The sequence below is a fragment of the Pseudoxanthomonas putridarboris genome, assembly GCF_038321125.1.
Lineage (GTDB): Bacteria > Pseudomonadota > Gammaproteobacteria > Xanthomonadales > Xanthomonadaceae > Pseudoxanthomonas_A > Pseudoxanthomonas_A putridarboris.
The window spans coordinates 29,409-55,122 of sequence record NZ_JBBWWT010000010.1 but is presented as its reverse complement, the minus strand read 5'-3'; the positions used below and the strand labels follow the sequence as shown (position 1 = coordinate 55,122).

24 protein-coding genes, 1 other RNA gene, 1 pseudogene and 1 riboswitch are annotated in these 25,714 nt (G+C 69.8%); of the genes and pseudogenes, 5 read left to right on the top strand and 21 right to left on the bottom strand.

Annotated features, from left to right (window positions below; genetic code table 11):
* Positions 1–29: 29 nt before the first annotated feature.
* The 9 genes from murG to mraZ are packed head-to-tail and all read right to left on the bottom strand — an operon-like array spanning position 30 to position 9,941.
* Positions 30–1,130: an undecaprenyldiphospho-muramoylpentapeptide beta-N-acetylglucosaminyltransferase gene (gene murG / locus AAD027_RS16485; protein WP_341727119.1), complete on the bottom strand. Its 1,101-nt coding sequence runs from the start codon at positions 1,128–1,130 to the stop codon at positions 30–32.
* Entirely contained in the window at positions 1,127–2,419 is a 1,293-nt protein-coding gene (gene ftsW, locus AAD027_RS16480) for a putative lipid II flippase FtsW (protein WP_341727118.1), read from the bottom strand. Before ftsW ends, murG begins: the two co-directional genes overlap by 4 nt.
* Positions 2,419–3,504 (bottom strand): phospho-N-acetylmuramoyl-pentapeptide-transferase, encoded by a 1,086-nt coding sequence (mraY, locus tag AAD027_RS16475; protein WP_341727117.1) that lies wholly within the window; start codon positions 3,502–3,504, stop codon positions 2,419–2,421. The genes ftsW and mraY overlap by 1 nt, the downstream gene beginning before the upstream one ends.
* Positions 3,494–4,861 carry a UDP-N-acetylmuramoyl-tripeptide--D-alanyl-D-alanine ligase gene (locus tag AAD027_RS16470; RefSeq protein ID WP_341727116.1) on the bottom strand — a complete coding sequence of 456 codons (1,368 nt, stop codon included), beginning with the start codon at positions 4,859–4,861 and terminating at the stop codon, positions 3,494–3,496. Before AAD027_RS16470 ends, mraY begins: the two co-directional genes overlap by 11 nt.
* Positions 4,858–6,327 carry a UDP-N-acetylmuramoyl-L-alanyl-D-glutamate--2,6-diaminopimelate ligase gene (locus AAD027_RS16465; protein ID WP_341727115.1) on the bottom strand — a complete coding sequence of 490 codons (1,470 nt, stop codon included), beginning with the start codon at positions 6,325–6,327 and terminating at the stop codon, positions 4,858–4,860. Before AAD027_RS16465 ends, AAD027_RS16470 begins: the two co-directional genes overlap by 4 nt.
* On the bottom strand, positions 6,324–8,165 hold the full coding sequence (locus AAD027_RS16460) for a peptidoglycan D,D-transpeptidase FtsI family protein (protein ID WP_425605484.1): 1,842 nt from the start codon (positions 8,163–8,165) through the stop codon (positions 6,324–6,326). The genes AAD027_RS16465 and AAD027_RS16460 overlap by 4 nt, the downstream gene beginning before the upstream one ends.
* A complete protein-coding gene (gene ftsL, locus AAD027_RS16455; protein WP_341727114.1) occupies positions 8,162–8,425 on the bottom strand; it encodes a cell division protein FtsL in 264 nt (87 codons plus the stop codon). The genes AAD027_RS16460 and ftsL overlap by 4 nt, the downstream gene beginning before the upstream one ends.
* Positions 8,422–9,498: a 16S rRNA (cytosine(1402)-N(4))-methyltransferase RsmH gene (gene rsmH, locus AAD027_RS16450; protein WP_341727113.1), complete on the bottom strand. Its 1,077-nt coding sequence runs from the start codon at positions 9,496–9,498 to the stop codon at positions 8,422–8,424. The genes ftsL and rsmH overlap by 4 nt, the downstream gene beginning before the upstream one ends.
* Complete coding sequence (gene mraZ / locus AAD027_RS16445) at positions 9,495–9,941, bottom strand: division/cell wall cluster transcriptional repressor MraZ (protein WP_267790367.1); 447 nt, start codon at positions 9,939–9,941, stop codon at positions 9,495–9,497. The genes rsmH and mraZ overlap by 4 nt, the downstream gene beginning before the upstream one ends.
* 320 nt (positions 9,942–10,261) lie before the next feature.
* Between mraZ and AAD027_RS16440 the strand changes: the two genes are divergently transcribed.
* Positions 10,262–11,032, top strand: coding sequence for an NRDE family protein (locus tag AAD027_RS16440; RefSeq protein ID WP_341727112.1), 771 nt, complete (start codon positions 10,262–10,264; stop codon positions 11,030–11,032).
* Positions 11,033–11,372: 340 nt separating this feature from the next.
* Here AAD027_RS16440 and rnpB read toward each other — a convergent pair.
* Positions 11,373–11,838: RNase P RNA component class A (gene rnpB, locus AAD027_RS16435), an RNA gene on the bottom strand.
* Between the two features lie 227 nt (positions 11,839–12,065).
* On the opposite strand from rnpB, the gene AAD027_RS16430 reads away from it, so the two are divergent.
* Complete coding sequence (locus AAD027_RS16430) at positions 12,066–13,046, top strand: zinc-dependent alcohol dehydrogenase family protein (RefSeq protein ID WP_341727111.1); 981 nt, start codon at positions 12,066–12,068, stop codon at positions 13,044–13,046.
* Between the two features lie 9 nt (positions 13,047–13,055).
* On the opposite strand, the gene rsmI is transcribed toward AAD027_RS16430, so the two are convergent.
* Positions 13,056–13,886: a 16S rRNA (cytidine(1402)-2'-O)-methyltransferase gene (rsmI, locus tag AAD027_RS16425; RefSeq protein WP_425605483.1), complete on the bottom strand. Its 831-nt coding sequence runs from the start codon at positions 13,884–13,886 to the stop codon at positions 13,056–13,058.
* Between the two features lie 181 nt (positions 13,887–14,067).
* Between rsmI and AAD027_RS16420 the strand changes: the two are divergent.
* From AAD027_RS16420 to AAD027_RS16410, 3 genes and pseudogenes are all read left to right on the top strand, one after another.
* Positions 14,068–15,333: pseudogene (locus AAD027_RS16420) on the top strand (penicillin-binding protein activator); the annotation flags it as partial.
* Positions 15,323–15,712 carry a YraN family protein gene (locus AAD027_RS16415; RefSeq protein WP_341727109.1) on the top strand — a complete coding sequence of 130 codons (390 nt, stop codon included), beginning with the start codon at positions 15,323–15,325 and terminating at the stop codon, positions 15,710–15,712. The pseudogene AAD027_RS16420 and the gene AAD027_RS16415, both read left to right, overlap by 11 nt.
* 106 nt (positions 15,713–15,818) lie before the next feature.
* A complete protein-coding gene (locus AAD027_RS16410) occupies positions 15,819–17,207 on the top strand; it encodes an FAD-binding oxidoreductase (protein WP_341727108.1) in 1,389 nt (462 codons plus the stop codon).
* Positions 17,208–17,569: 362 nt separating this feature from the next.
* On the opposite strand, the gene thiL is transcribed toward AAD027_RS16410, so the two are convergent.
* From thiL to AAD027_RS16360, 10 genes are all read right to left on the bottom strand, one after another.
* On the bottom strand, positions 17,570–18,523 hold the full coding sequence (thiL, locus tag AAD027_RS16405) for a thiamine-phosphate kinase (protein ID WP_341727107.1): 954 nt from the start codon (positions 18,521–18,523) through the stop codon (positions 17,570–17,572).
* 152 nt (positions 18,524–18,675) lie between these two features.
* On the bottom strand, positions 18,676–19,146 hold the full coding sequence (nusB, locus tag AAD027_RS16400) for a transcription antitermination factor NusB (protein ID WP_341727106.1): 471 nt from the start codon (positions 19,144–19,146) through the stop codon (positions 18,676–18,678).
* A gap of 31 nt (positions 19,147–19,177) precedes the next feature.
* Positions 19,178–19,645, bottom strand: a complete 468-nt coding sequence (gene ribH, locus AAD027_RS16395; protein WP_341727105.1) for a 6,7-dimethyl-8-ribityllumazine synthase — start codon at positions 19,643–19,645, stop codon at positions 19,178–19,180.
* Between the two features lie 110 nt (positions 19,646–19,755).
* Positions 19,756–20,850, bottom strand: a complete 1,095-nt coding sequence (ribB, locus tag AAD027_RS16390) for a 3,4-dihydroxy-2-butanone-4-phosphate synthase (RefSeq protein ID WP_341727104.1) — start codon at positions 20,848–20,850, stop codon at positions 19,756–19,758.
* 111 nt (positions 20,851–20,961) lie between these two features.
* The gene (locus tag AAD027_RS16385; RefSeq protein ID WP_341727103.1) at positions 20,962–21,567 is read right to left on the bottom strand and encodes a riboflavin synthase; all 606 of its coding nucleotides are present in this window, start codon (positions 21,565–21,567) and stop codon (positions 20,962–20,964) included.
* Positions 21,568–21,826: 259 nt separating this feature from the next.
* A riboswitch (FMN riboswitch) is annotated at positions 21,827–21,995 on the bottom strand.
* A 235-nt stretch (positions 21,996–22,230) separates the two neighbouring features.
* Positions 22,231–22,992 carry a class I SAM-dependent methyltransferase gene (locus AAD027_RS16380; protein WP_341727102.1) on the bottom strand — a complete coding sequence of 254 codons (762 nt, stop codon included), beginning with the start codon at positions 22,990–22,992 and terminating at the stop codon, positions 22,231–22,233.
* A 9-nt stretch (positions 22,993–23,001) separates the two neighbouring features.
* Entirely contained in the window at positions 23,002–24,066 is a 1,065-nt protein-coding gene (gene ribD, locus AAD027_RS16375; protein ID WP_341727162.1) for a bifunctional diaminohydroxyphosphoribosylaminopyrimidine deaminase/5-amino-6-(5-phosphoribosylamino)uracil reductase RibD, read from the bottom strand.
* Positions 24,067–24,226: 160 nt separating this feature from the next.
* Entirely contained in the window at positions 24,227–24,664 is a 438-nt protein-coding gene (locus AAD027_RS16370) for a GNAT family N-acetyltransferase (protein WP_341727161.1), read from the bottom strand.
* Between the two features lie 32 nt (positions 24,665–24,696).
* Entirely contained in the window at positions 24,697–25,233 is a 537-nt protein-coding gene (gene nrdR / locus AAD027_RS16365) for a transcriptional regulator NrdR (RefSeq protein WP_341727101.1), read from the bottom strand.
* 3 nt (positions 25,234–25,236) lie between these two features.
* Positions 25,237–25,653, bottom strand: coding sequence for a four helix bundle protein (locus AAD027_RS16360; RefSeq protein WP_341727100.1), 417 nt, complete (start codon positions 25,651–25,653; stop codon positions 25,237–25,239).
* Between the last annotated feature and the right edge of the window lie 61 nt (positions 25,654–25,714).

The window sequence follows — 25,714 nt, the reverse complement described above, 5'->3', positions numbered from 1 at the left end:
CCGAATGGCCGATCATCCCGGCTCTCCAATCACGAATCACGGCTTTCCTCCAGAATGATGTCCGCGATGCGCTCGGCCGCATCGGTCCTGGCCAGCGCGCGCGCGGCCTGCGCCATCGCCAGGCGGCGGGCGGGATCGGACAGCAGTCCGGTCAAGGCGCGCTGCAGGTTCGTTTCCAGGCCTTCGTTCTGCCCCAGCAGCAGCGCCGCGCCGCGCTCGGCCAGGTACTCGGCGTTGCGGGTCTGGTGGTCGTCGACGGCCGTGGGCAGTGGCACCAGCACGCTGCCCACGCCGACTGCGCACAATTCGGCCAGCGTGGACGCACCGGCGCGGCACACGACCAGGTCGGCCCATGCGTAGGCGGCGGCCATGTCGGCGATGAAGGCTTCCACACTGGCGGCCACGCCGGCATCGGCATACGCCTTGGAGGTTTCCTCGCGCAGCTTTTCGCCGCATTGATGGCGCACCTCGACGGCGACATCGCCGAACAGCGACAACACCTTGGGCACCGCCAGGTTCAGCGCGCGCGCGCCCTGGCTGCCGCCCAGCACCAGAAGGCGCAGCGGGCCTTGGCGGCCGGCGAGGCGTTCGGCGGGCGGGGCGACGGCGGCGATTTCCTCGCGCACCGGATTGCCCACCACTTCCTCGCGATCCGGGAAGGCGCCCGGGAAACCGGTCATCACCCGGCGCGCCACCCTGGCCAGGATGCGATTGGTGAAACCGGCCGCGCGGTTCTGCTCGTGCACCAGCAACGGCGTGCGCATCAGTCGCGCGGCGACGCCGCCCGGGCCGGCGGCGAAACCGCCGAAACTGACCACCGCGCGCGGCGCGCGGCGGCGCAGGATGAAGCCGGCCGCGCGGATCGCGCGCAGGATGCGTACCGGCGCGCCGACCAGGGCCAGCGTGCCCTTGCCGCGCAGGCCGCTGATCGCCAGCGTGTCCAGTTCGATCCCGTGCTGCGGCACCAGCCGCGTTTCCATCGCGCCCTCCGCGCCCAGCCACACCACGGGCACGCCGCGCGCGCCCAGCACCTTCGCCACGGCCAGCGCGGGGAAGATGTGGCCGCCGGTACCGCCGGCCATCACCATGACCGGCGCGCCGTGCAGGGAAGGGATCGCCGCCGTGCTCATGCGATCCTCTCGAAGATGGGTTCGATGCGGGAGCGCAGTCGGTTCGTGCCCCGCGCAGGCACGGCCGGCGCGGGGGCCGGCGGAACGGGCGCGGGATCGACCGGCGCGCGCTGTTCCGCCGCGCCCTGCATCGCCTCGCCACGCAGCGCGACCTGCCGCTGCGTGCGCTCCAGTTCGTACGACACGCGCAACAGCAGGCCCATCGCCACGCAGGTCATCAGCACGCTGGAGCCGCCCGAGGAAATCAGCGGCAGGGTCAGGCCCTTGGTCGGCAGCAATCCCAGGTTCACGCCCATCGACACGAAGCTCTGCATGCCGATCCACAGCCCCACGCCGAACGCGACGTAGCCGGCGAAGTGCCTGCGCATCTCCACGCAGCGCAGGCCGATGACGAACGCGCGGCCCACCAGCAACGCATACAGGCCGATGACCAGGCAGATGCCGAAGAACCCGAGTTCCTCGCCGATCACCGAGAAGATGAAGTCGGTATGCACTTCCGGCAGATAGTTGAGCTTGAGCACCGAGCCGCCCAGGCCGATGCCGGCCCACTCGCCGCGGCCGATCGCCATCAGCGCGTTGGTCAGCTGGTAGCCGCTGCCGAACGGGTCCGCCCACGGATCGGAGAACGAGGTCAGCCGGCGCCAGCGGTAAGGCTCGGCGATGGCGACCACCGCCATGATGGGCAATCCCACCAGCACCGGGCCGAACATGCGCGGCATGTTCACGCCGCCCAGCACCAGCATGCCGGCGGTGATCGCCAGCAGCAGCGACGACGAGCCGAAGTCCGGCTGCATCAGCAGCAGCGCCACCAGCAGCGCGACGATGCCCAGCGGCTTCAGCATCGCCGCCCAGGTGGCGTTGACTTCATCGCGGAAACGCACAAGGTAGCTGGCCAGCCAGACGATGAAGAACACCTTCACCGCCTCGACCACCTGGAAGTTGGACACGCCCAGGTTGATCCAGCGATGCGCGCCCTTCACGCTCTGCCCCAGCCCGGGCACGAACACCATCAGCAACAGCACCACGCAACCGAGCAGCAGCAGGTGGTTGCGCGCCTCGATGCTCTTGAGCTCGGTGCGCATGACCCAGCACGCCAACCCGATACCCACCGCCAGGAAGACCATGTGGCGGATCAGGTAGTGGAACGGGCTGCTGGCCTGGTAGATGGAACTGGACGCCACCATCACCACGCCCAGCGACGCCAGCGCCAGCATGGCGCTCAGCAGCCAGGGATCGAAGCGGCCCCCGATGGCTTCCAGTCGTGTGGCCTGGCGCGGCGTGTCGTTCATCAGCGCACCTTCAACGTGGCCAGGCCGACCAGGACCAGGATCACCGAGATGATCCAGAAGCGCACGATCACGCGCGGCTCCGGCCAGCCCTTCAGTTCGAAGTGGTGGTGGATCGGCGCCATCCGGAACACGCGCTTGCCGGTCAGCTTGAACGAGGCCACCTGGATCATCACCGACAGCGTCTCGATGACGAAGATGCCGCCCATGATCACCAGCACCAGTTCCTGCCGCACGATCACCGCGATGGCGCCCAGCACCGCGCCCAGCGCCAGCGCGCCGATGTCGCCCATGAACACCATGGCCGGGTAGGTGTTGAACCACAGGAAACCCAGTCCCGCGCCGGCGATGGCCGCGCAGATGATGACCAGTTCGCCCGCGCCCGGCACCGCCGGGATCTGCAGGTAGTTGGAGAACACCGCGTTGCCCGAGGCGTAGGCGAACACGCCCAGCGCGCACGCCACCAGCACGGTGGGCATGATCGCCAGGCCGTCCAGGCCATCGGTCAGGTTGACCGCGTTGGAGAAGCCGACGATCCAGAAGTAGGCGATGGCGACGAAGCCGAAGCCCGCCAGCGGCAACGCGATCGACTTGAAGAGCGGCACGTAGAACGTCGTCGCCGCCGGCACGTCGGCGTACAGGTACAGGTAAAGGCCGGCGGCCAGGCCGAAGATCGACTGCAGCAGGTATTTCCAGCGCGACTTCAGGCCGTTGGGATCGCGCTTGACGATCTTGATCCAGTCGTCGTACCAGCCGATCGCGCCGTAGGCCAGCATCACCAGCAGCACCACCCACACGTACTTGTTGCGCAGGTCGCCCCACATCAGCACCGACAGCAGCACCGTCATCAGGATCAGCGCGCCGCCCATCGTCGGCGTGCCGGCCTTGGAGAAATGCGATTGCGGACCGTCCTGGCGGATCGGCTGGCCGCCCTTCAGCTGGCCCAGGCGGCGGATCACCGCCGGCCCCAGCCACAGCGACAGGAACAGCGCCGTCAGCGCCGCCAGGATGCCGCGGAAGGTCAGGTAGCCGAACAGGCCGAAAAAGCTTTCCAGCCCCTGCAGCCAGCGGGTCAGTTCAAGCAGCATGCGATGTGTCCTCCCCGGTGGACAGCAGTGCGGCGACGATGCGGTCCATCGCGCTGCCGCGCGATCCCTTGACCAGGCAGCGCACGCCGCTGCGCAGGTCGGCGCGCAAGGCGTCGGCCAGCGATTTGTGGTTCTCGAAGGATTGCGCCCCGTCGCCGAAGGCGCGCGCGGCGGCCTCGCTCAATGGACCCAGCGTGTACAGGCGGCGGATGCCCGCCGCCTTGGCGCGACGGCCCGCTTCGGCATGCAGCGCTTCGCCGTCGCGGCCCAGCTCGCGCATGTCGCCCAGCACCAGCCAGGCTTCGCCGTCGCCGGCCGCCAGCGTGTCGATGGCGGCGTCGAGCGAACCCGGGTTGGCGTTGTAGCTGTCGTCGATCAGCACCGCGCCGCTCGCCAGCGCATGGGCGACCTGGCGGCCCGCCACCGGCGGGGCCGCGGCCAGCCCCTCGGCGATGGTGGCCAGCGACACGCCGCAGGCCATCGCCAGCGATGCGGCCGCCAGCGCGTTGAGGATGTTGTGGCGGCCGGCCAGATGCAGTTCGACGGGCACTTCGCCATGCGGCGCGACCAGCACGAACCACGAACCGTCCGCGTCGGCGCGGATGTCGCGCGCGCGGATGTCGGCGCTGGCTTCCAGCCCGAAGCGAAGCACGCGGCGGTCCGGCACGCGGCTGGCGAAGTATTCGGCGAAGGCGTCGTCGGCGTTGATCACCGCGGTGCCGTCGGCCGGCAATGCCTCGTAGATCGCGCTCTTGGTCTCGGCAACGCCCATCAACGAGCCCATGCGCTCCAGGTGCGCCGGCGCGACGTTGTTCACCAGCGCGACTTCCGGGGTCACGATGTCGGTCAGGTAGGCGATGTCGCCGGGCTTGCCCGCGCCCATCTCGTAGACGGAGAAATCGGCATCGTCCGGCGCGTCGATGACCGCCATCGGCAGGCCGATCTCGTTGTTGCGGTTGCCCGGATTGAAGTAGGTCACGCCCGCGCGCTGCAGGATAGACACCACCAGCGCCTTCACGCTGGTCTTGCCGTTGCTGCCGGTGATGGCGACCACTTTCTCCACGCGGTCGCGCTGCAGGCCGGCCGCGATGCGCGCCAGCGCCAGTTGGGTATCGGCCACGATCACCTGCGGCACGTCCACCTTCACCGCGTGCTCCACCAGCACCGCGCTGGCGCCGCGCATGGCGGCGTCGTAGGCGAAGTCGTGGCCGTCGAAGCGTTCCCCGCGCAGCGCCACGTACAGGCTGCCGGGCACCAGCGCGCGGGTGTCGTGCGCGATCGTGCCGATCACCAGGTCGTCGCCGACCAATTCGCCGCCCGCCCAGTGCGCCAGCAGGGAAAGGGGAAGCCGTTTCATGGGCGCTCCTCCAATGCCCGGCGCGCCACCGCGGTGTCGTCGAACGGATGCCTGACGCCCTGGATTTCCTGGTACGGCTCGTGTCCCTTGCCGGCCACCAGCACGATGTCGTCGTGGCCCGCCTGCGCGATCGCATGGGCGATGGCGCGGCCGCGGTCGCGCAGCACGGTGACGTCGCCGGGCCGCGCGAAGCCGGCCAGGATGTCGGCCACGATGCGGTCGCCGTCCTCGTTGCGCGGATTGTCGTCGGTGACCACCACCGCGTCGGCCAGGCGTTCGGCGATGGCGGCCATCTGCGGGCGCTTGCCGGTGTCGCGCTCGCCGCCGCAGCCGAACACGCAGACCAGCCGGCCGTGCGCGTGGTCGCGCAGGCTGGCCAGGGCCTGCTCCAGCGCGTCCGGCGTGTGCGCGTAGTCGATCACCACCAGCGGTGCCCTGCCGTCGCCGCCCAGCCGGTTCATGCGGCCATGGATGGGCATCAGCCGCGACAGCGTGCGCGCCACCTCGGCGGGCGCATCGCCCAGCGCGTACAGCGTGCCGGCCACGGCCAGCAGGTTGTCCACGTTGAAGCGGCCCAGCAGGCGCGACTGCACCGGGTTGGATTCGCCGCCGATGACCAGATCGAAGTTGATGCCGCTGCCGTCCAGCCGCAGTTGCTCGGCGCTGACTCCCGCGCCCGCCTGGCCGCGCGAGCTCAGGCCCACGCGCTGCAGGCCATGCGGCAGCTTGTCGAACATCCCGCGACCGTAGTCGTCGTCCAGGTTGACCACCGCCGACTTCAGGTCCGGGCGCGCGAACAGCAGCGCCTTAGCCGCGCCGTAGCGCGCCATGTCGCCGTGGTAGTCGAGGTGGTCGCGGGTGAGGTTGGTGAACACGCCCACGTCGAAATGCACGGCGTCCACCCGGCCCTGGTCCAGCGCGTGCGAGCTGACCTCCATCGCCACCGCTTTCGCGCCTGCGTCGCGGAACTGCGCCAGCAGCGCATGCATCTGCAGCACCAGCGGCGTGGTGAAACCGGTCGGCACCACTTCGCCGTACATGCCCGCGCCCAGCGTGCCCACCGTGGCGCAGCGGACGCCGCGCAGGTGCCACGCCTGGGCGAGCAGTTGCACGGTGGACGTCTTCCCGTTGGTGCCGGTGACGCCGACCATCTTCATGTCCTGCGACGGCGTGGCATGGAAGCGGTCCGCCAGCGAACCCATGCGCGCGCGCAAGCCGGGCACGGCGATGGCGCCCTTGGGAGCTTCCAGGCCGGCCGGCACCGGCGGCTCGAACAGGATCGCGCTGGCGCCCTTCTCCTTCGCCTGCGCGGCGAAGTTGAGCCCGTGCGCGCCGAAGCCGGCGATGGCGACGAACGCATCGCCCGGCTGCACCGTGCGGCTGTCCAGCGTCAGCCCGCGCACCACGATGTCGCGCGGCACGTCCACGTCGGGCAGCAGTTCGGCCAGCGCCATCATCCGCCTCATCGCATGCCTCCCGCATCCTGCAGGGCAACCGGCGGCGGCAGATCGAAGGCGGCCGTATCCGCGGTGTCCGCGGCATCGTCCGGAATCGCGGCAGCCGCCGGAGTCGCCCCCGCGGGCTTGCGCTCGTTCCTGGCCTGCGCGGCCAGCCAGGTCTCGATGTCGTCGGGCGGCACGTCCATCAGCCGCAGCGCCCCGTCCATCACGTTGTGGAACACCGGCGCGGCGACCAGGCCACCGTAGTAGCCGCCTTCCTGGGAGTCGGTGATCACCACGACGGCGGCGAAGCGCGGATTGCTGGCCGGCACCAGTCCGGCGAACAACGAGGCGTACCGCCCATGGGCGTAACCACCGCCCGAAGCGACGCGTGCGGTGCCCGTCTTGCCGGCCACCCGGTAACCGAGCACGCCGGCCCGCTTGGCGCCGCCCTGGGTGACCACGGTTTCCATCATGTCGACGACTTCGCGCGCGATGGCCGGATCCAGTACCTGCGGCGCTTCGCTGCGCTGGCCCTTGACGAAGGTGGGCGTGACCAGCTTGCCACCATTGCCCAGCGCCGCATACGCGCGGGCGATCTGCAGGGGCGTGGCGGACAGGCCATAGCCGTACGACATGGTCGCCTTCTGCAAGCCGTTCCAACGGTCCGGCGGCGCGAGCATGCCCGAGGCCTCGCCCGGGAAGCCGCTGCCCGGCTTCTGGCCGTAGCCGAAGCTGCGGATGCTTTCGTAGAAATAGTCGTTGGGCAGCTTCTCCGCCAGCCTCACCGAGCCGATGTTCGAGCTCTTGGTGATGATGCCGGCGACGGTCAGCACACCGTTGTTCCTCGGCACGTCGCGGATGGTGTAGCGGCCCAGCGCCATGTAGCCCGGGTTGGTGTTGATCAGCGTCGAAGGCTTGACCGCGCCCGCCTTCAGCGCCGTCGAGACGGTGAGCGGCTTCATCGTGGAGCCCGGCTCGACGATATCGGTCACGGCGCGGTTGCGGCGCGCGTCCGGCTTCACCCGATCGATCGCGTTGGGGTTGTAGGTGGGCAGGTTGACCATGGCCAGCACCTCGCCGGTGGTCACGTCCATGATCACGATCGAGCCGCTGCTGGCCTGGTGCTCGACCAGCGCCTTGCGCAGCTCGCGGTAGGCCAGGAACTGGATGCGGCGGTCGATGCTGAGGGTCAGGTCCTTGCCCGGCTGCGCCGAACGGATCAGGTCGACGTTCTCGACGATGCGTCCGCGGTTGTCGCGGATGACCTTCTTCGCGCCCGGCTTGCCGCTGAGCCATTCGTCGAACGCCAGTTCCAGCCCTTCCTGGCCGCGATCGTCCACGTTGGTGAAGCCCAGCACATGGGCCATCGCCTCGCTCTGCGGGTAGAAGCGGCGGAACTCGCGCTGCGAGAAGACGCCCGGGATCTTCAGGTCCAGGATGCGGCGGGCATCGTCGGGATTGATGCGGCGCTTGAGGTACAGGAATTCCTTGTCGGCGCGCTGCGACAGCCGCTGCGCCAAGTGGTCCGCCGGCACGCCCAGCGCCTTCGCCAGCTGCGGCAGGCGGTCGGGATTCTTCAGCAGTTCCTGCGGATTGCCCCACACGGACTCGACCGGCGACGACACCGCCACCGGCTCGCCGTTGCGGTCGGTGATCATGCCGCGCGAGGTGGGGATGGGAATCTCGCGCAGGAAACGCGCATCGCCCTGCCGCTGGTAGAAGTCGTTGTTGATCAACTGCACGTAGGCCGCGCGCCCGATCAGGCTGACCGAGCACAGGCCCATCGCGCCCAGCACCAGCGCCAGGCGGCCGCGCAGGTTGAAGCGCGCGCGGTTGCGGTTCTTGATCGGCGCGGCGGTCATGGACGGATCACCACGATGTCGGCCGTTTCCGGGAACTTCATGCCCAGCCGCACGCGCGCGATCTGGTCGATGCGGTTGCTTTCGGCCACGGTGGCCTGCTCCAGCTGCAGGCGGCCGAATTCCACGTTCAGCTCGTCGCGCGCGCGCTCCAGCCGCGTCACCTCGTCGAACAGCACGCGATGGCGGTGGCGCGCATAGATCACCCCGATCGCCGAGGCGATGTTGGCCAGGATCAGCACGGCGAGCAGCAGGCGGGTCATGGCGCCGCCCTCCGGGCGGCCGGGATTCGGAAGAAGCCTGAAAAGTCACGGCCAGCGTGCGCCGCCGAGCCCTTGCTCTTGCCTTTCTCCAATCCCGAATCCCCAATCCCCAATCCCAACTTCTCTGCCACCCGCAACACGGCGCTGCGGGCACGGGGATTGGAAGACACCTCTTCGGCATCGCCCTTCTGCGCATCGCCAATGGCGCGCAGCGTGGGCACGAAGGTCTCGACGGCGGGAAGACGGCGGTTGGCCGGTGGCGCCTTGGCGTGCGCGTTGATGAAGCGCTTGACGATGCGGTCTTCCAGCGAATGGAAGCTGATCACGGCCAGCCGGCCGCCGGCCTTCAGGCGCGACAAGGCGGCGTCCAGGCCGGTTTCCAGGTCGGCCAGTTCGCGGTTGACGTGGATGCGGATGGCCTGGAAGCTGCGCGTGGCCGGGTGGATGTCCGACTTTCCGCGCGGCACCGCCGAGGCGATCAGGCCGGCCAGGTCGGCGGTGCGCGTGAACGGCTGCTCGCCGCGGCGGGCGACGATGGCGCGCGCGATGCGGCGGCTCATGCGCTCCTCGCCGTAGGTCCACAGCACGTCGGCGATCTCGCGCTCGTCCGCGCGCGCCAGCCACTGCGCGGCGCTCTCGCCGGACTCCGGGTCCATGCGCATGTCCAGCGGACCGTCCTTGCCGAAGCTGAAACCGCGTTCGGCCACGTCCAGTTGCGGCGATGACACGCCCAGGTCCAGCAGCACGCCGTCCAGGCCCGGCGAGGTGGCGTCCCATTCGGCCATCGACGCGAAACTGCCGCGACGGATCGCGACGCGTGCATCGCCCGCGAACGTCAGTTCGGCATGCGCGATCGCTTCGGGATCCTTGTCCATCAACAGCAGCCGGCCTCCCGGGCCGAGTCGTTGCAGCACGCCGCGCGCGTGGCCTCCGCGCCCGAAGGTGCCGTCCAGGTACGTTCCGTCCTCTTTCACCTGCAGCCCTTCCATGACCTGCGTGTACAACACCGGCAAGTGCAGCGCGGGAAGGTGACCGGCCGGCGCGGACTGCCGCGTGCCGTCACCCTTGCTCACAAGCGCAACTCAAGCATGTGCGCGCTCAGATCGTCGTCAGTGAGGGTCTGGCGGATCTGCGCGTGGTGCGCCTGCTCGCTCCACAACTCGAACTTCTCGCCCATGCCCAGCAGCACGGCTTTCTTCTCGATGCCCACCGCGCTGCGGTGGCTGGCGGGAATGCTGATGCGGCCGTTGCCGTCCAGTTCCACCGGCGACGCGGCGCCGACCAGCTTCAGTTGCAGGCTGCGGTGCGCGCGCTGGGTGGTGGGCAGCTTGTTGACGTCGTCGCGGACGCGCTGCCACTCCTTCTCGGGGTACAGGTACAGGCAGCCGGCCTCGAACGGGTTGTAGGTGATGACCAGGCGATTGCCGCACTCGCGCGCGACGAGGTCCCGGTAAGCGGTGGGCACCGCTAGCCGTCCCTTGTCGTCAACTGTGATGGCGGTCTCACCCTGAAACACGGCCCCTGCCTTCCCGACTCGCTAATGAGCGATCAATTGAACCACGAAAAACCACTGAAAACCCGGTTTTACCTCTGATGCCCACATTAGCACCGCCCACAGGGTTGTCAACAGGCACAGGAGGAACAAATCACTTGGCGGATCAATGGCTTGCGGCAGACTTCAGAGACTTGTTCAAGCCTTATCCACAAGTTGCTGTTTCGTCTCAAATTTTGAGATTGAGGAAGGATTCAGTGAGATGACCATCACTTCACATGGATCTCACACTTACGCGCGACAAAAGGCTGGCCGTGCGCAATCCGCGGCGCCAGAATCGGTCCATGTGCCTGCTCGCCCTCGCCTGGAAGACCCACCCTCGCTGGCGGCTGCTGCTGGCCGGCAACCGGGACGAGTTCCATGCCCGTCCCACCGCCGCGCTCGGCCACTGGGCCGACCACCCGCAGGTACTGGCCGGGCGCGACCTGCAGTCCGGCGGCACCTGGGCCGGGATCGATGCGAATGGGCGGATGGCGGTGGTCACCAACGTGCGCGACCCGGCCATCCAGGTGGCCGGCGCCCCGTCGCGCGGGCAATTGGCCACGGGTTTCCTGACCGGAACCGATGACGCCCGGCACCAGGCGCTCGGACTGCTGGCCGTCGCCGAGGCCTTCGCGCCGTTCAACCTGCTGCTGGCCGATAGCGACCATTGCGAATACGTCAGCAACTACCCCATCCCGCGCCGTGTATCGCTGGCGCCCGGGGTGCATGGCCTGTCGAACGGCGACCTGGACGAACCCTGGCCCAAGACGCTGGCATTGAAGGAAAGGCTGGCCGCCTGGCTGACCTCGGGCGAATCCGGAGTGACCGCGCTATGGCAGGCGCTGGCGGACGAAACGCCGGCCGCGGACGACCGCCTGCCCGACACCGGCGTGGGCCGCGAGCGCGAGCGGATGCTGTCGTCCGCCTTCATCCGCAACGAGGTCTACGGCACCCGCGCCAGCACGCTGATCGCCATCGACCATGCCGGCCACGGCTGGATCAGCGAACGCCGCTTCGGCCCGGATGGCGTTCCCGAAGGCGAAACCACGCTGCGCATCGGGCCGGCTGCATAGGCCCGCCCTTGTGGGAGCGACGTGAGTCGCGACCGCGAATCCGAAAGACATTGGACGCGGATCGAGTGAGAACGCAAGGATCGATGCGAATAGTGCGCCAGGCGGGCACTGATCCAAGCCCGGACATGGGCCCCCTAGATCCATGACGATCCCGGTCGCGACTGACGTCGCTCCCACAAGGTGCGCGCACCGCTCAAGCCAGCAAGCTCTCCAGCCCCTGAGTCAGGGGGCGGCTCGCGCATAAGCGTGAGCGGGGGTGTGGAAGCGATGGGCCCGGGGCCCAAGGTTTGCGGCGCAAACCTTGGGGCTTTTTCAAAGCGCCGATGGCGCTTTGAAAAAGCGGCGGAGCCGGCCGATAAGCCGGGTTCTGTCGTGGACAGTCATTCCTCTAGGCGCAACGTCGCCGCTGCGCTCGAGCAACCTACCCGGACCCGACGCGGGCCGCGCCATGAGGTCCCTATTTGGTCTTGCTCCCGGTGGGGTTTGCCGTGCCGGCCTGTTGCCAGGCTCGCGGTGCGCTCTTACCGCACCATTTCACCCTTGCCTGTGCCCCGCCACCCCTGTGTCGCCAAAGCTTCCGGGTTCGTCCTTCAACCCTTGATGGGAAAGACTTGGTCGCCGCGCTGCGCGCGTCGCCAAGTCCGGACATCACTTGAGCGATACAGGGGTGACGGGGCCATCGGCGGTATCTTTCTGTTGCACTTTCCGTCGGCTCGCGCCGCCCAGGCGTTACCTGGCACCGTGCCCTGTGGAGCCCGGACTTTCCTCGGCACCCTTGCGGGTGACGCGACTGTCTGGCCGACTCCGCCGCGTGCATTGTCGCACGCGCCCGGATCCGGTGCGGAACCCAGCCGGGTTCCTTCGGGAAGCCGGTTGTGTTGCGGTCAGCATCGCCACCGACAGCGCCGATCGCGCCATGGCCGACTCCCTTCACGGGATCGACCGCGAAGACCGGCGAGACACGAAACGATCGGATGTTCGGCGCGCATTCCGGACGGGACCGCCCGTCGGCGCCCAAGCCTATACTGCGGCCATGCACGCCATGCTGCTCAGCCGGGTCGGCCATCCGCTGGAAGCGATCGAACGCGCCACTCCCATGCCGGGCGCCGGCGAAGTTCTTGTCCGGGTGGAGGCCTGCGGCGTCTGCCGTACCGATCTGCATGTGGTCGATGGCGATCTGCCGTTCTTGCACCCGGTTGTCCCCGGCCACGAGATCGTCGGCGTGATCGAGGCGCTGGGCGAAGGCGTACAGGGCCTGCGCGGCGGCCAGCGCGTCGGCGTCGGCTGGCTGGGCCATACCTGCCGGCACTGCGAGTACTGCCTGGCCGAGCGGGAAAACCTCTGCGACCGACCGGGCTTCACCGGCTACAGCCGCGACGGCGGTTTCGCCAGCCATGTACTGGCCGAGGCGCGTCATGCCTATCCGTTGCCGGAAACCGGCGATGCGGCCGAACTGGCGCCATGGCTGTGCGCCGGCCTGATCGGCTGGCGCTCGCTGGTGATGGCCGGCGACGGGCGGCGCCTGGGCATCTACGGCTTCGGCGCGGCCGGCCACCTGATCCTGCAGGTGGCGCGCTGGCAGGGCCGCGAACTGCATGTCTTCACCCGCCCGGGCGACCGTACCGCGCAGGCATTCGCCTTGTCGCTGGGCGCCGCCTCGGCTTCGGATTCGGATCGGCCTCCGCCGGTAGCGCTGGACGCCGCGCTGATCTACGCTCCGGTCGGCGATCTGGTGCCGGCGGCGCTGCGCGCCGTGCGCAAGGGCGGGCGCGTGGTCTGCGCCGGCATCCATATGAGCGATATCCCTAGCTTCCCCTACCGATGGCTGTGGGAAGAACGGCAGATCGTTTCGGTCGCCAACCTGACCCGGGCCGATGCGCTGGATTTCCTGGCGCTGGCGCCGAAGATCGGCCTGGACACCCGGGTCAGCCGCTACCCGCTGGCCCGCGCCAACGACGCGCTGGCCGATCTGCGCGAGGGAGGCCTGCTGGGCGCGGCGGTCCTGCTGCCCTGAAAACCGCCGTCAACCTGAGCCGCCGCGCGCATACAGCGCCTTGCGCGGCGCGCCGGTGATCTCGGCCGCCAGTTTCGCCGCCGTGGAAGGCGGCAGGTGCTGGCCGAGGATGGCGTGCACGCGCAAGCCTTCCGCCAGTTGCGCCTCGGCATCGTCGCCGGCGCCCTGCACGACGACGACGAACTCGCCCTTGCGCTGGTTGTCGTCGGCTTCGACCCGGGCATGCAGTCCGGCCAGCGTGCCGTCCAACACCGTCTCGAACAGCTTGGTCAGCTCGCGCGCCAGCACCGCGGGGCGGTCGTCGCCGAAGGCGGCGCGCATGTCCGCCAGCGATTCGGCGATGCGGTGCGAGGATTCGTAGAACACCAGCGTGCGGGTTTCGCCCGCGAGCCGCTGCAAGCGCTCGCGCCGCGCGGCGGCCTTGGCCGGCAGGAAGCCCTCGAAGGCGAACCGGTCGCTCGGCAGCCCGGCCACGCTCAGCGCGGCGATCGCCGCGCAGGCGCCGGGCACCGGGCTGACCTTCACGCCGGCCGCGCGGGCGGCACGGACCACGCGGTAGCCCGGATCGCTGACCAGCGGCGTGCCGGCGTCGCTGACCAGCGCCAGCGATTCACCGGCCAGCAGGCGGGAGACGATGCGTTGGGCCAGCGCGTCCTCGTTGTGCTCGTGCAGGGCCAGCAGCGGCTTGTCCACGCCGAAGTGGGACAGCAACTGGCCGCTGTGGCGGGTGTCCTCGGCGCAGATCGCGGCCACGCTGCGCAGGGTCTCCAGCGCGCGCGGCGACAGGTCGGCCAGGTTGCCGATGGGGGTGGCGACGATGAACAGGGTTCCGGCGGGCATGCGAGTGGTCATCCGTGCTGAGGGTAGAATCGTAGCCGGTTCCCCTGCTCGGCCGCTGACTACGCTTATGGATACGCGCTTCGGAAGGATCTTCGCCCTGCTGTTGCTGGCCGCCCTGCTGGCCGGTTGCGCCACCACGCCCGGCAGCCCGGTCCAATCGGCCGCGCGCTATGCGCCGGCCTTCGTCGCCGCGGCGGAACTGGCCCGCCAGGATGCCGTGCTGGTCGGTTCGGCCCGCACCGACAACACCCGCGAGATCGACCGCCTGTTGTCCACGCTGGACGATGCCACCCTGGCGCGCGACGCCGCCGCCCTGCCCGCCGGCGACCCGCTGTACAACTTCGCCGGCCGCGCGCTGCAGCGCCGCGGCCTGCCGCTGCCGCGCCCGTTCGACCATGGCGCGCAATGGCGCTTCGATGCCGCCAACCGCCCCGCCGCCGAAAGCGACGGCTACCGCCCGCCGGTCAGGCTGGCGGTACTGCTGCCGCTGTCGGGCAACCTGGCCACCGCCGCCGCGCCCGTGCGCGATGGCCTGCTGGCCGGCTACTACGGCGAGCGCCGCCGCCGCCCCGAGATCCAGTTCTACGACACCGCCGGCACTGCCGCCGGCGCGCTGGACGCCTATGGCCGCGCGGTCGCCTCCGGTGCCGATTTCGTGGTCGGCCCGCTGGGACGCGACGAAGTCAGCGCGCTGTTCCAGCAGCCGGAACTGGCCGTGCCGGTGCTGGTGCTGAACCGTGGCACCGAGGCCCCGCCGGCCGGCAACGCGGGCTTTTCGCTGGCGCCGGAGGACGATGGCCTCGCCGCCGCCGAATACGCGCTGGCGCGCGAACGCCGCAACGCACTGATCATCGAAGGCAGCGACGACAACGGCCGCCGCGCCTCGCAGGCCTTCCGCCAGCGTTTCACCGAACGCGGCGGCAAGGTCGGTCGTGTCATCAGCGTGGCGGACACGCCGGGCGACCTGTCGTCCGCGCTGGCCACCGCCGGGCAGGAAGGCGTCGATGCCGTGTTCCTCGCCGTGAAGGGCTCCACCGCGCGCAGCCTGACCCCGCAGCTGGCGCTCGCCGGCCTGGGCGGCGCCACGCGCGTGGGCACCTCGCAACTGACCTCCGGCACCGGCAAGGCGGTCGACGACATGGCCCTGGACGGCATCGTGTTCCCCACCGACGTATGGACGTCGCGCGGCCTGTCGGCGCTGCCCGCCGCCAGCGTGACCGGCGAGCGCGTGCCGACCGCGCGTGGACCGGCCGCGCGCCTGTTCGCCTTCGGCTACGACGCCTGGCTGCTGACCGCCTACCTGGAAAAGCTCGCACTGGGCATCAATACCGAGATCCGCGGCGCCACCGGCCGCCTGCAGCTGGACGGCTTCGGCAACGTGGTGCGCGCACCGGCCTGGTCGACCTTCAGCGGCGGCCAGCCGGTCCCCGTGGCGGATGGCGGTTGACCGACGCGCCCGCGGCCAGGCCGCCGAAGCCGCCGCACGCGCCCTGCTGCTGCGCGCCGGTCTGAAGGACATCGCCGCCAACGCCGGTTATCGCGGCGGCGAACTCGACCTGGTGATGCTGGAAGCCGACCGCGCCGGGCGGCGCACGCTGGTCTTCGTGGAAGTGCGCTACCGGCGATCGCGCGCGTTCGGCGGCGGCGCGGCCTCGGTGGACATCGGCAAGCGCCGCCGGCTGGTGCACGCCGCGCAACGCTTCCTGCAGGACCATCCCGCCCACGCCGACGACGCCTGCCGCTTCGACGTGGTGGAGGCCGAAGGCGATCCCGATGCGCCACGGCTGGCGTGGATCAAGGATGCCTTCCGCGCCGACGAAACGTAGGAGCGCCCCATGGGCGCGATCGCGGAAACCCATCGAAGAGCATCGCGGGCGTGGGCCGCTCCTACGCGGATCTCGCCCATGGGGCGCTCCTACCTACAATGTGAGGATGGACACGATGCTGCCCACCGCCCTGCACGATGAACTTTCCACGCTGCTCGGCGATGGCTGGCTGACCGACGAAGCCGCGCGGCGCCGGCACGGCGAGGACGATTCGCGCCGCTGGGCCTTGCCCGACGCGGTGGCGCAGCCGCGCACGCGCGAGGATGTGGTCGCCATCGTGCGCGCCTGCCGCGCGCATCGCGTACCCATCGTCGCGCGCGGCGCCGGCACCGGCACCACCGGCGCGGCCGTGCCCACGCAGGGCGGCGTGGTGGTCTCCTTCGCACGGATGAACCGCATCGTGGAAGTGCGCGCCGCCGACCGCTGCGCGGTGGTCGAGCCGGGCGTGCTCAACGGCGAACTGCAGCAGGCGCTGATGCCGCACGGCCTGTTCTGGCCGCCCGACCCGTCCAGCGCGGAGGTGTGCAGCATCGGCGGCAACCTGGCGACCAATGCCGGCGGGCCACGCGCGGTGAAGTACGGCACCGCGCGCGACAACGTGCTGGGTCTGGTCGCGGTGACCGGCGCCGGCGAATTGATCCGCTGCGGCGGCCCGTATACCAAGGATTCCACCGGCTACGACCTCACCCACCTGCTGGTCGGCAGCGAAGGCACGCTGGCGCTGATCGTCGAAGCGACATTGAAACTATCGCCACGCCCCATCGCACAGGCCGGCCTGCGCGCGTTCTACCGCGACGCCGGCAGCGCGGCCGCGGCCGTGTCGCGACTGATGAACCAGCCCGCCACGCCGGCGATGCTGGAATTCATGGACAGGCGCAGCCTGGCGCTGCTGCGCCACAACGGCAGCGACGTGCCCGAGGCGGGCGCGATGCTGCTGGTCGAGGCCGAGGGCAGCCACGACACGCTGCCGGACGTGCTGGCGGCGCTGGGCGCGGCAGCCGAAGGCGAGGGCCTGCTGTCGCTGGACGTGGCCGTCGATGGCGCCGCGCGCGATCGCCTGTGGGCGGCACGGCGCGCGCTGTCGCCGGCGCTGCGCACGATTGCACCGGGCAAGATCAACGAGGACGTGGTGGTGCCGGTCTCGCGCATCCCCGACCTGGTGGCCGGCGTCGAGGCCCTGGCCGACGAGTTCGACCTGACCATCGTCGCCTTCGGCCATGCCGGCAACGGCAACCTGCACGTCAACCTGATGTACCACCCGGACGATGCGGCGCAGACCGCACGCGCACACGCGGCATTGCCGCGCCTGTTCGCGCTGGTGCTGTCGCTGGATGGCACGCTGTCGGGCGAACACGGCATCGGCCTGAGCAAGCGCGACTTCATGGCCGATGCCTTCGATGCCGCGACGCTGGACGCGATGCGAGCAGTGAAGGCCGCCTTCGACCCGGACGGCATCCTCAACCCCGGGAAGGTGTTGCCGCCGCCGACGGCATGAACCCCGTGGGAGCGACGCAAGTCGCGATGATGGACTCGGATTGTGCAATCGCCATGGATCACAGGGATCGGCGTGTGGACAAGGCATTCGATGTTTCACTCCTGCGCGTGCACGACAGAGGCCCTGTCGGGGGTATTCGTCGCGACTTACGTCGCTCGCACAAGATCGTGTGTGGCGTGTGCCGCGGGCATGGCTTCCGACGTACCTCTGTAGGAGCGGCTTTAGCCGCGACCGCGCCGCGACATTGATTCCATGTGCAGGGTGATGAATGCGCTGCAGTGCGTCCACATGGCGAGCTACCGGATCCAGAGTGTCCCCGACGACACGTGGTCGCGGCTAAAGCCGCTCCTACAGGCGTAAGGTCAGGGGGTGGAGAAATGGTCGTAGCCGTGGCGCGGCGGCTGCCAGGTCGCGCCGTGCGCGGCGATGGCCTGTACGCCTTCGCCGGCCACGATGCGGCCGATGCGGGTGAAGCGCAGGTCCAGCGCATCCGCCAGCGCGGCGATGCGTTCGCGCGCCGTTCCGGGTGCGGTGAAGCACAATTCATAATCGTCGCCGCCAGTGGCCTGGAAGGCGACGCGTGCCTCCGCATCGACGGCGCCTTGCAGTGCTTCAGACGCCGGCAACTGCGCGAGTTCCACCTGTGCGCCCACGCCGCTGCGCGTGCAGATGTGGCCCAGGTCGGCCAGCAGGCCGTCGGAAACATCGACGGCGGCATGCGCGATGCCGGCCAGCGCGTGCCCGGCCTCGATACGCGGCATGGGACGATCCAGGCGCGCGCGCAGGGCATGGGTGGGTTGCGTGTCGAGCAACGCCAGCGCAGCCGCGGCGTCGCCCGGCGTGCCGGTGACCCACACGTCGTCGCCGACCCGTGCGCCGTCCCGGCGCAACGCGCGTCCCGCTTCGACCAGACCCATCGCGGTGACCGAGATCGACAGCGGTCCGCGCGTGGTGTCGCCGCCGACCAACGCGATGCCATGCCGCCCGGCCAGTGCGAGGAAACCATCGAGGAAGCCGTCGATCCAGGCCGGATCGGACTGTGGCAACGACAGCGACAGCGTGCACCACGCCGGCTGCGCACCCATGGCGGCGAGGTCGGAGAGATTGACCGCCAGCGATTTCCAGCCGATATCGGCCGGCGAAGCGTCTTCGGGGAAATGCACGCCGTGGTTCAAGGTGTCGGTGGTGACCACCAGTTGCCGATCTGCCGGAACCGCCAGCAACGCGGCATCGTCGCCGATGCCCAGCACCACGTCCCCGCGCGTACCGGCGCGTGCGCGGATGCGGGCGATCAGATCGAATTCACCGGTGGTCATGGCCGCAGGATAGCGAGCTTTCAAGGAAGAGGCGGTGGGAGCGGCCTCCGGCCGCGAGCTTCATCCACCCGCGTGGTCCGAAAGCTCGCGCCGGGACGGCGCTCCCACGATCATGAGCGGCGATCGTGGTCGGCGGCTGACCGCGATCGAGGTCAGCGCGGCCTGGCGCTCGCTTCGGCCGGGCGCCACTCGACCGCGGCGTGGTCCAGCACGCCGTTGACGTAGGTGTGGCCATGCTCGGCGCCGAAGCGCTTGGAGGTCTCGATGGCTTCGTTCAACACCACGCGGTAGGGCACGTCGATGCGGTGGCGCAGTTCGTAGGTGGCGATGCGCAGCACGGCGCGTTCGATCGGGTCCACTTCCTCGACGGTGCGGTCCAGGTACGGCAGCAGCGCTTCGTCCAGTTCGGCGCGGTGCCTGACCACGCCACGGACCAGGTCCTCGAAGTATTCGAGGTCGGCGATCTCGTGGGCCTGCTCATGCGCGAACTGGGCGATCACCTGCCCCACTTCGCCGCCGGACATCTGCCACGCATACACGGCCTGCAGGGCGCGGCGGCGGGCGCGGGCGCGCGTGACCGGATCTACGCCGTCCTTGCGCTGGGGATGATGGTGTCGGCTCACGTCGGCTCCTGCACTGCGTCGTGCGTATGGGTCACGGCAACTGTTCCAGCAACTGCGCCATCTCGATGGCGGCCAGCGCGGCTTCTTCGCCCTTGTTGCCATGGCTGCCGCCGGCGCGGGCCTCGGCATCCTCGATGCGTTCCACCGCCAGCACGCCGTTCATCACCGGTACGCCGGAATCCAGCTGCACGCGCATCAGGCCTTCGGCGCAGCGGTCGGCGACATGTTCGTAGTGGCGGGTGTCGCCCCGGATCACGCAGCCCAGCGCGATGATGGCGGCATGCCGCCCGTCCGCGGCCAGGCGCGCGGCGGCGACCGGGATTTCCCAGGCGCCGGGCACGCGCACCACGTCCACCGCATCGTCCGCCACGCCGTTGCCGGACAGGCTCTGGCGCGCGCCGGCCACCAGCACATCGGTGATGCGCGGGTTCCAGCGGCTGGCGATGATCGCGAAGCGGGCGCCTTCGGGGGCGCGCAGATCGCCTTCGTAATGGGGCATGGGGCGGGTTCCTCGGGGTGGGAGAGTTTAGCAGGCGCCGGGCTGGAAGCCCGGGTTGCGGGTTGTGGGTCCAGGAAGCAGGAACCGAGAACCAGCAACCCACCACCCCCTCAGGGGGCGACGTACTCGACAACATCCAGCCCGAACCCGGCCAGCCCCACCTGCCGCCGCGGCGTGCCCAGCACGCGCAGCTTGCCCAGGCCCAGGTCGGCCAGGATCTGCGCGCCGGCGCCGTTGCGCCGCCAGTGGCCGACGTCCTTGGCATGCGCGCCGACTTCCGGCTGCTTGCGCAGCCGTGCCAGCAACGCCTCGGTATCGCGCGGCGCCGACAGCACCACCATCACGCCCCGCCCTTCGGCCGCGATCGCGCGCAGCGCATCGGTGCCGGCCACGCCGAAATCCTCGCGCTGCCAGTGCAGCAGGTCGGCCAGCGGATTCTCCACCTGCACGCGCACCAGCGTGGGCGTGGACGCATCCGGCGCACCGCGCACCAGAGCGAAATGCAGGTCGTGGGCGATGCGGTCGCGGTAGGTGAGCAGGCGGAACGGGCCGAACTCGGTGTCGATGTCGCGCTCGTCCACGCGCTCCACCGTGTGCTCGGTGGCCAGGCGGTAAGCGATCAGGTCGGCGATGGAACCCATCTTCAACCCGTGCTCGCGCGCGAACACTTCCAGTTGCGGGCGCCGCGCCATGCTGCCGTCGGGGTTCAGCACTTCGACCAGCACGCCGGCCGGCTCCAGCCCGGCCAGCATCGGCAGGTCGCTTGCGGCCTCGGTGTGGCCGGCGCGGGTCAGCACGCCGCCGGGCTGCGAAATCAGCGGGAAGATGTGGCCCGGCTGGCTCAGGTCGCTGGGCCTGGCGTCCGGCCGCACGGCGGTGCGCACCGTGTGGGCGCGGTCGTAGGCGGAGATGCCGGTGGTCACGCCCTCGGCCGCCTCGATGCTGACGGTGAAGTTGGTGTGGAACTGCGCGGTATTGGTCTGCACCATCGGCGCCAGGCCGAGCTGCGAGCAGCGTTCGCGGGTCAGCGACAGGCACACCAGCCCGCGCGCATGGGTGACCATGAAGTTGATGTCCGACGGCTTGACCAGCTCGGCGGCCATGATCAGGTCGCCTTCGTTCTCGCGGTCCTCGTCGTCGACGATCACGACCATGCGGCCGTTGCGGATTTCTTCCAGCAGTTCGGGGATGGGGCTGAAGGGCATGGGGTTTTCCGGATTCTCTGTTTTTCGTCGTCCCGGCGAACGCCGGGACCTGGTGCCTTGCGGATGCGATCCGAAGATCAAGATGGGTCCCGGCCTTCGCCGGAACGACGGTCAAGGGAGCGCGTCGCGGCCCGCCAGCAGGCGCTCGACATAGCGGGCGACCAGGTCGATTTCCAGGTTCACCGCACCGCCGATGCCGGTGCCGGCGAAAGCGGTGTGCGACACCGTGTGCGGGATCAGCGCGACCTCGAAGCCTTCGCCATCGACTTCGTTGACGGTCAGGCTGACGCCGTCCACGCAGATCGAGCCCTTCTTCGCGATGTACTTCAGCAACGCGGCCGGCGCGGAGAAGCGCCAGCGCTGCGCGCGGGCGTCTTCGTGCACCGACAGCACGCGGCCCATGCCGTCCACGTGGCCGCTGACCAGGTGGCCGCCGAGCCGGTCGGTGGGTCGCATGGCGCGCTCCAGGTTCACGGCGGCGCCTGCTTCCAGGCCGCCCAGTGTGGTCAGCGACAGCGTTTCGTTGGACGCATCGGCCTGGAAGCTCGTCGCGTCGAACGCGATCACGGTCAGGCAGACGCCGTTCACCGCGATGCTCTCGCCCAGTCGCACGGCGTCGAACGGCAACGTGCCCACGTCGACGGTCAGGCGGGCGTCGCCGCCCCGCGGCTCGGACACGGCCAGGCGACCGACGCCTTCGATGATGCCCGTGAACATGTCAGCTCCCGCGTACCAGGCAATGAAGTGGAGAAGTCCGCGACCGGAGCCGATCCCGCATGGCACCGACTCTCCCGTTCACGGGAGAGGGATGGGGAGAGGACGGGGACACCAACGCACCTCCGCAGAAAGCGGCCGGCGTTACGACGAACGGGAGATTCAGGGTCATGAACGTTTCTCGCAAGAGCCAAAGCGAAAAACGCCCCCGGGACGTGAAGGCAGGCGCACAAGGCCGCACCCGGGGCGCGGCTTGCACGGTTGCCGTCTTCTTTCATCCGGACTTTCCAGTCCCGGCGAACCGGTCCTGACCGTCGGCTCCGGCATCGGACCGGATCTGCTGACCCTCCAACGAGGTTGGAGGCGCTCGCGGGCTTGTCGCTGGGCGACCTACCGCCGGTGGGGAATCGCACCCCGCCCTGAAGACGTTGCATATGGAATGCCGGCGAACCGGCCCGGGCATTCTACACACCCGCTTCGCCAACCGCCCTGAACGCAGCGTTCCGCGCCGTAGGGTGCGCCCCGGCGCACCGCGCTCCGATGGCTGTTGCACAGGCGCGCTGGCGAATGCCTTGCGGCGCGTCCGGGTGGCGAACAGACGGGTTTCAATGTTTGTGGATCGCGGTGGTGCGCCAGGGCGCACCCTACGCAGTTCCTGCAAAGGCTTCAGCCCGGTTTGCGGCGCAGGTGCAGCACCAGCGGCCAGCGCAGGGGACGCTTCTGCTGCGGATCGCCCCAGGCTTCGGCCAGCGCGGGCGCATGGGCATAGACCGGGTCCTGCCCGGTGGCGGCGCGGAAACTCGCCGTGGCCGACAGGCTGGCGAAATAGCCCAGCAGCTGCGGCAGGTTCCACTCCGCCGTCAGCCACAGGGCCGGCGTCGGCAAGGCCTCGAACGGCCAGGCGTAGTCGCCATAGCCCAGGTCCACGTCGCTGCGTTCCGGCGGCCAGTACGGGTCGATGTCGTCGCGGACCTTCTCGGCCACCTCGGCCAGGTCGTCGCCGAACACGATGTCCTGGTAAGTCCACGCCGCCAGCACGCCGCCCGGGCCCAGCACGCGCTCGCAGGTGGAAAAGAACAGGCGCCGGTCGAACCAGTGCAGCGCCTGCGCCACCGCCACCAGGCCGACGCTGCCATCCGCCAGCGCCGTGGTTTCGGCGGTTTCCACCGCCAGGCTGACGCGAGGATCCGTACGGCCGAAAGCCCAGTGCCGCTCGATCTGCGCGGCGCTGGGGTCGGTGGCATGGACGTGGGCGAAGTGCGCCACCAGACCGCTCGTGGCCTGCCCGCTGCCGCAACCCGGCTCCCACACCCGCGCCGTGGACGGCACGACGGCCGCGATGGCCTCGTACAGCGCGTCGGGGTAGGTCGGACGGGAGGCGGCGTAGACATCGGCGACGCCGGAAAAGTGGTCCTTGAAGGCGGCCATGGCGGGCGGTCAGCGGGCGGCGGGTTGCAGCAGGAGGCGCTGATCTTCGCCAATCGCGCGGACGTCGACAATCTCCAGCCGCAACCGCTGGGCCATGGCGTCGATGCCCAGGCCGCCGAACAGCGGTCGCGCACGGTCGCCCAGCAGCACCGGCGCCACGTACAGCAGCACTTCGTCGGCCAGCCCGGCCGCCAGGAAGGCGCCGGCCAGCGTCGCGCCGGCCTCCACGTGCACCTCGTTGATGCCGCGCTGCGCGAGCAGTTCCAGCACCGCGCGCAGATCGAAACTGCTGCCCACCGCCGGCGCCACCGCGCGCTGCACGTCGAGATCGCGCGGCGGCTTGGCATCGGCGGTCTGGATGTACAGCGTGGGGGCGCCGCCCTCGCGCACATGACCGCGCGCCACGGTCGCCAGGCCCGGATCGAGGACCACGCGCAGTGGCGGCTCGAACGGCGTGTCGTCGCCGAAGCGCACGGTCAGCGAGGGATCGTCGGCCAGCACCGTGCCGGCGCCGGTCAGGATGGCGCCCGCGCGCGCGCGCCAGCGCATCACGTCGCGGCGCGAGGCCTCGCCGCTGATCCACCTGGAATCGCCGTTGGCCATCGCCGTGCGTCCGTCCAGGCTGGTCGCCAGCTTCACCCGCACCCAGGGCCGGCCGCGTTCGAAACGCGAGAGGAAGCCGCGGATCAGGCGGCGCGCCTGCGCTTCCATCAGCCCCGACTGCACGACGGCGACGCCGGCCGCGCGCAACCGGTCGAAGCCGGCGCCGTCCACCTGCGGGAACGGATCGCGCATGGCCGCTACCACGCGCGCCACGCCCGCGGCGGCCAGCGCGTCGGCGCAGGGACCGGTGCGGCCGGTGTGCGCGCAAGGTTCCAGCGTGACATAGGCGGTGGCACCCCTGGCGCGTTCGCCGGCCGCCTGCAACGCGAGTATTTCCGCATGCGGCTCGCCGGCCTTGACGTGCCAGCCCTCGCCGACGATTTCGCCTTCGCGGGCGATCACGCAACCCACCATCGGATTGGGGCGCGTGGTGTAGGCGCCGCGTTCGGCCAGGCGCAACGCGCGGGCCATGCACTGGTGGTCGAAGGCGTCGAAATCGGTGTCGGTCACGGGAACATCCTGCTGCGGCGGTACCGAAGCGTAGCCGAACCGCCCCTCCGTAGGAGCGCCCTCGGGCGCGATGCTTTCTTCGGGGACGCCATCGACAAGAGCATCGCGCCCGAGGGCGCTCCTACGGGGTCGGATCGATCGCCATCACGGTGACCCACAGCGGCCCCAGCGCCAACTGGTCGTGCACGCGCCAGCCCAGCGCGCGGTAATAGTCCACGGCGTCGGTGCAGTACAGGTACAGCGTGGGCACGCCCAGCACCGCCGCCTCGGCCACGCAACGCGCAACCAGGGCGCGGCCCACGCCGCGGCGGCGCGCCTCCGGCTTCACCACCAGGCTGGCCAGCCAGGGCGAATACTGGCGGATGCGGTCGTGGTCGTTCCGCAGCAGGCTGACCGACCCTTGCCATGCGTCGCCCTCCACCGCCACCAGCGTGGTGGGAATCGCGCGGCCCTGCGTGTGCGTACGGAGCTCTTCTTCGGCCTGCTTCACCGTCCAGTCCGGCAGCAGCGCGCCGAAGGCGTCCACGTGCGCCTGCGCCAACGACGGGGCCAGCGCCATCCGGTCGCAGAGATAGACGATGTCCACGCGCCTCAGCGCTTCTTGTTCTTGTCGAGGTTCTTGTCGAAGGGCACCACATCCGCGCCCAGCAGCGGCAACTGGCCGCTGGCGCTGGGCAGGTCGCGCTCCAGCTTCTCGATCTCCTCGCGGAAATCGGCCACGTCTTCGAAGCTGCGGTAGACCGAGGCGAAACGCACGTAGCCCACGTGGTCCAGCTTGCGCAGCTCGGCCATCACGAACTCGCCGATCCGGCGCGAGGCGATCTCGCGCTCGCCGCTCATCCGGATGCCGTGCACCACCGCGCGCACGGCCGCCTCGATCTGTTCCTCCGACACCGGCCGCTTCTGCAACGCGCGGTCGAAACCGGCCCGCAGCTTGCGCGCATCGAAGGTGTCGCGGCGGCCATCGCTCTTGATGACCGCCGGCAGCTTGATCTCGATGTTCTCCAGCGTGCTGAAGCGCTCCCCGCAGGCCTCGCACTCGCGCCGGCGCCGGATCGTCGCGCCGTCCTCGGAGACGCGCGAATCGATGACGCGGGTATCGGTGTGCTGGCAGAAGGGGCAATGCATGGGCTAAAGCCGGGAACGGGGAACGGGGAACGGGGAATGACGCTCCGCTGCCGCCGAAGCATTGCGGCGTTGCAGGGCGTTCCTCATTGATTGCAGGAGCATCGAAACCGAGCGGTGCTGGGCCAGGCAGGCGTCGGCCTGTCGCGACTCGACAAAGCCCAGGCGCAAGGCCAGCAACACTTGCGTCTGGACTTCCGCGAGCGATCCAGCGGCCATCGCAAGAAAGCGCAGATAATCCCGCACCGAGCCACGCGCGTTGCCTTCGGCGATACAGGAAGGAACCGAGACCACGGCCCGCTTGAGTTGGCTGACCAAGCCGTAACGCTCGTCGGCAGGGAAACGCTGTACTAGTTGGTAAACCTGCTCAGCCAACACCATCGCCTCCTCCCAAACCCGCAACTCACGGAAATCCACTGCCATCTTCCACCTCCCTGTGATCGATCAGTCCATCCTGGACCGTCATTCCCTGTTCCCCGTTCCC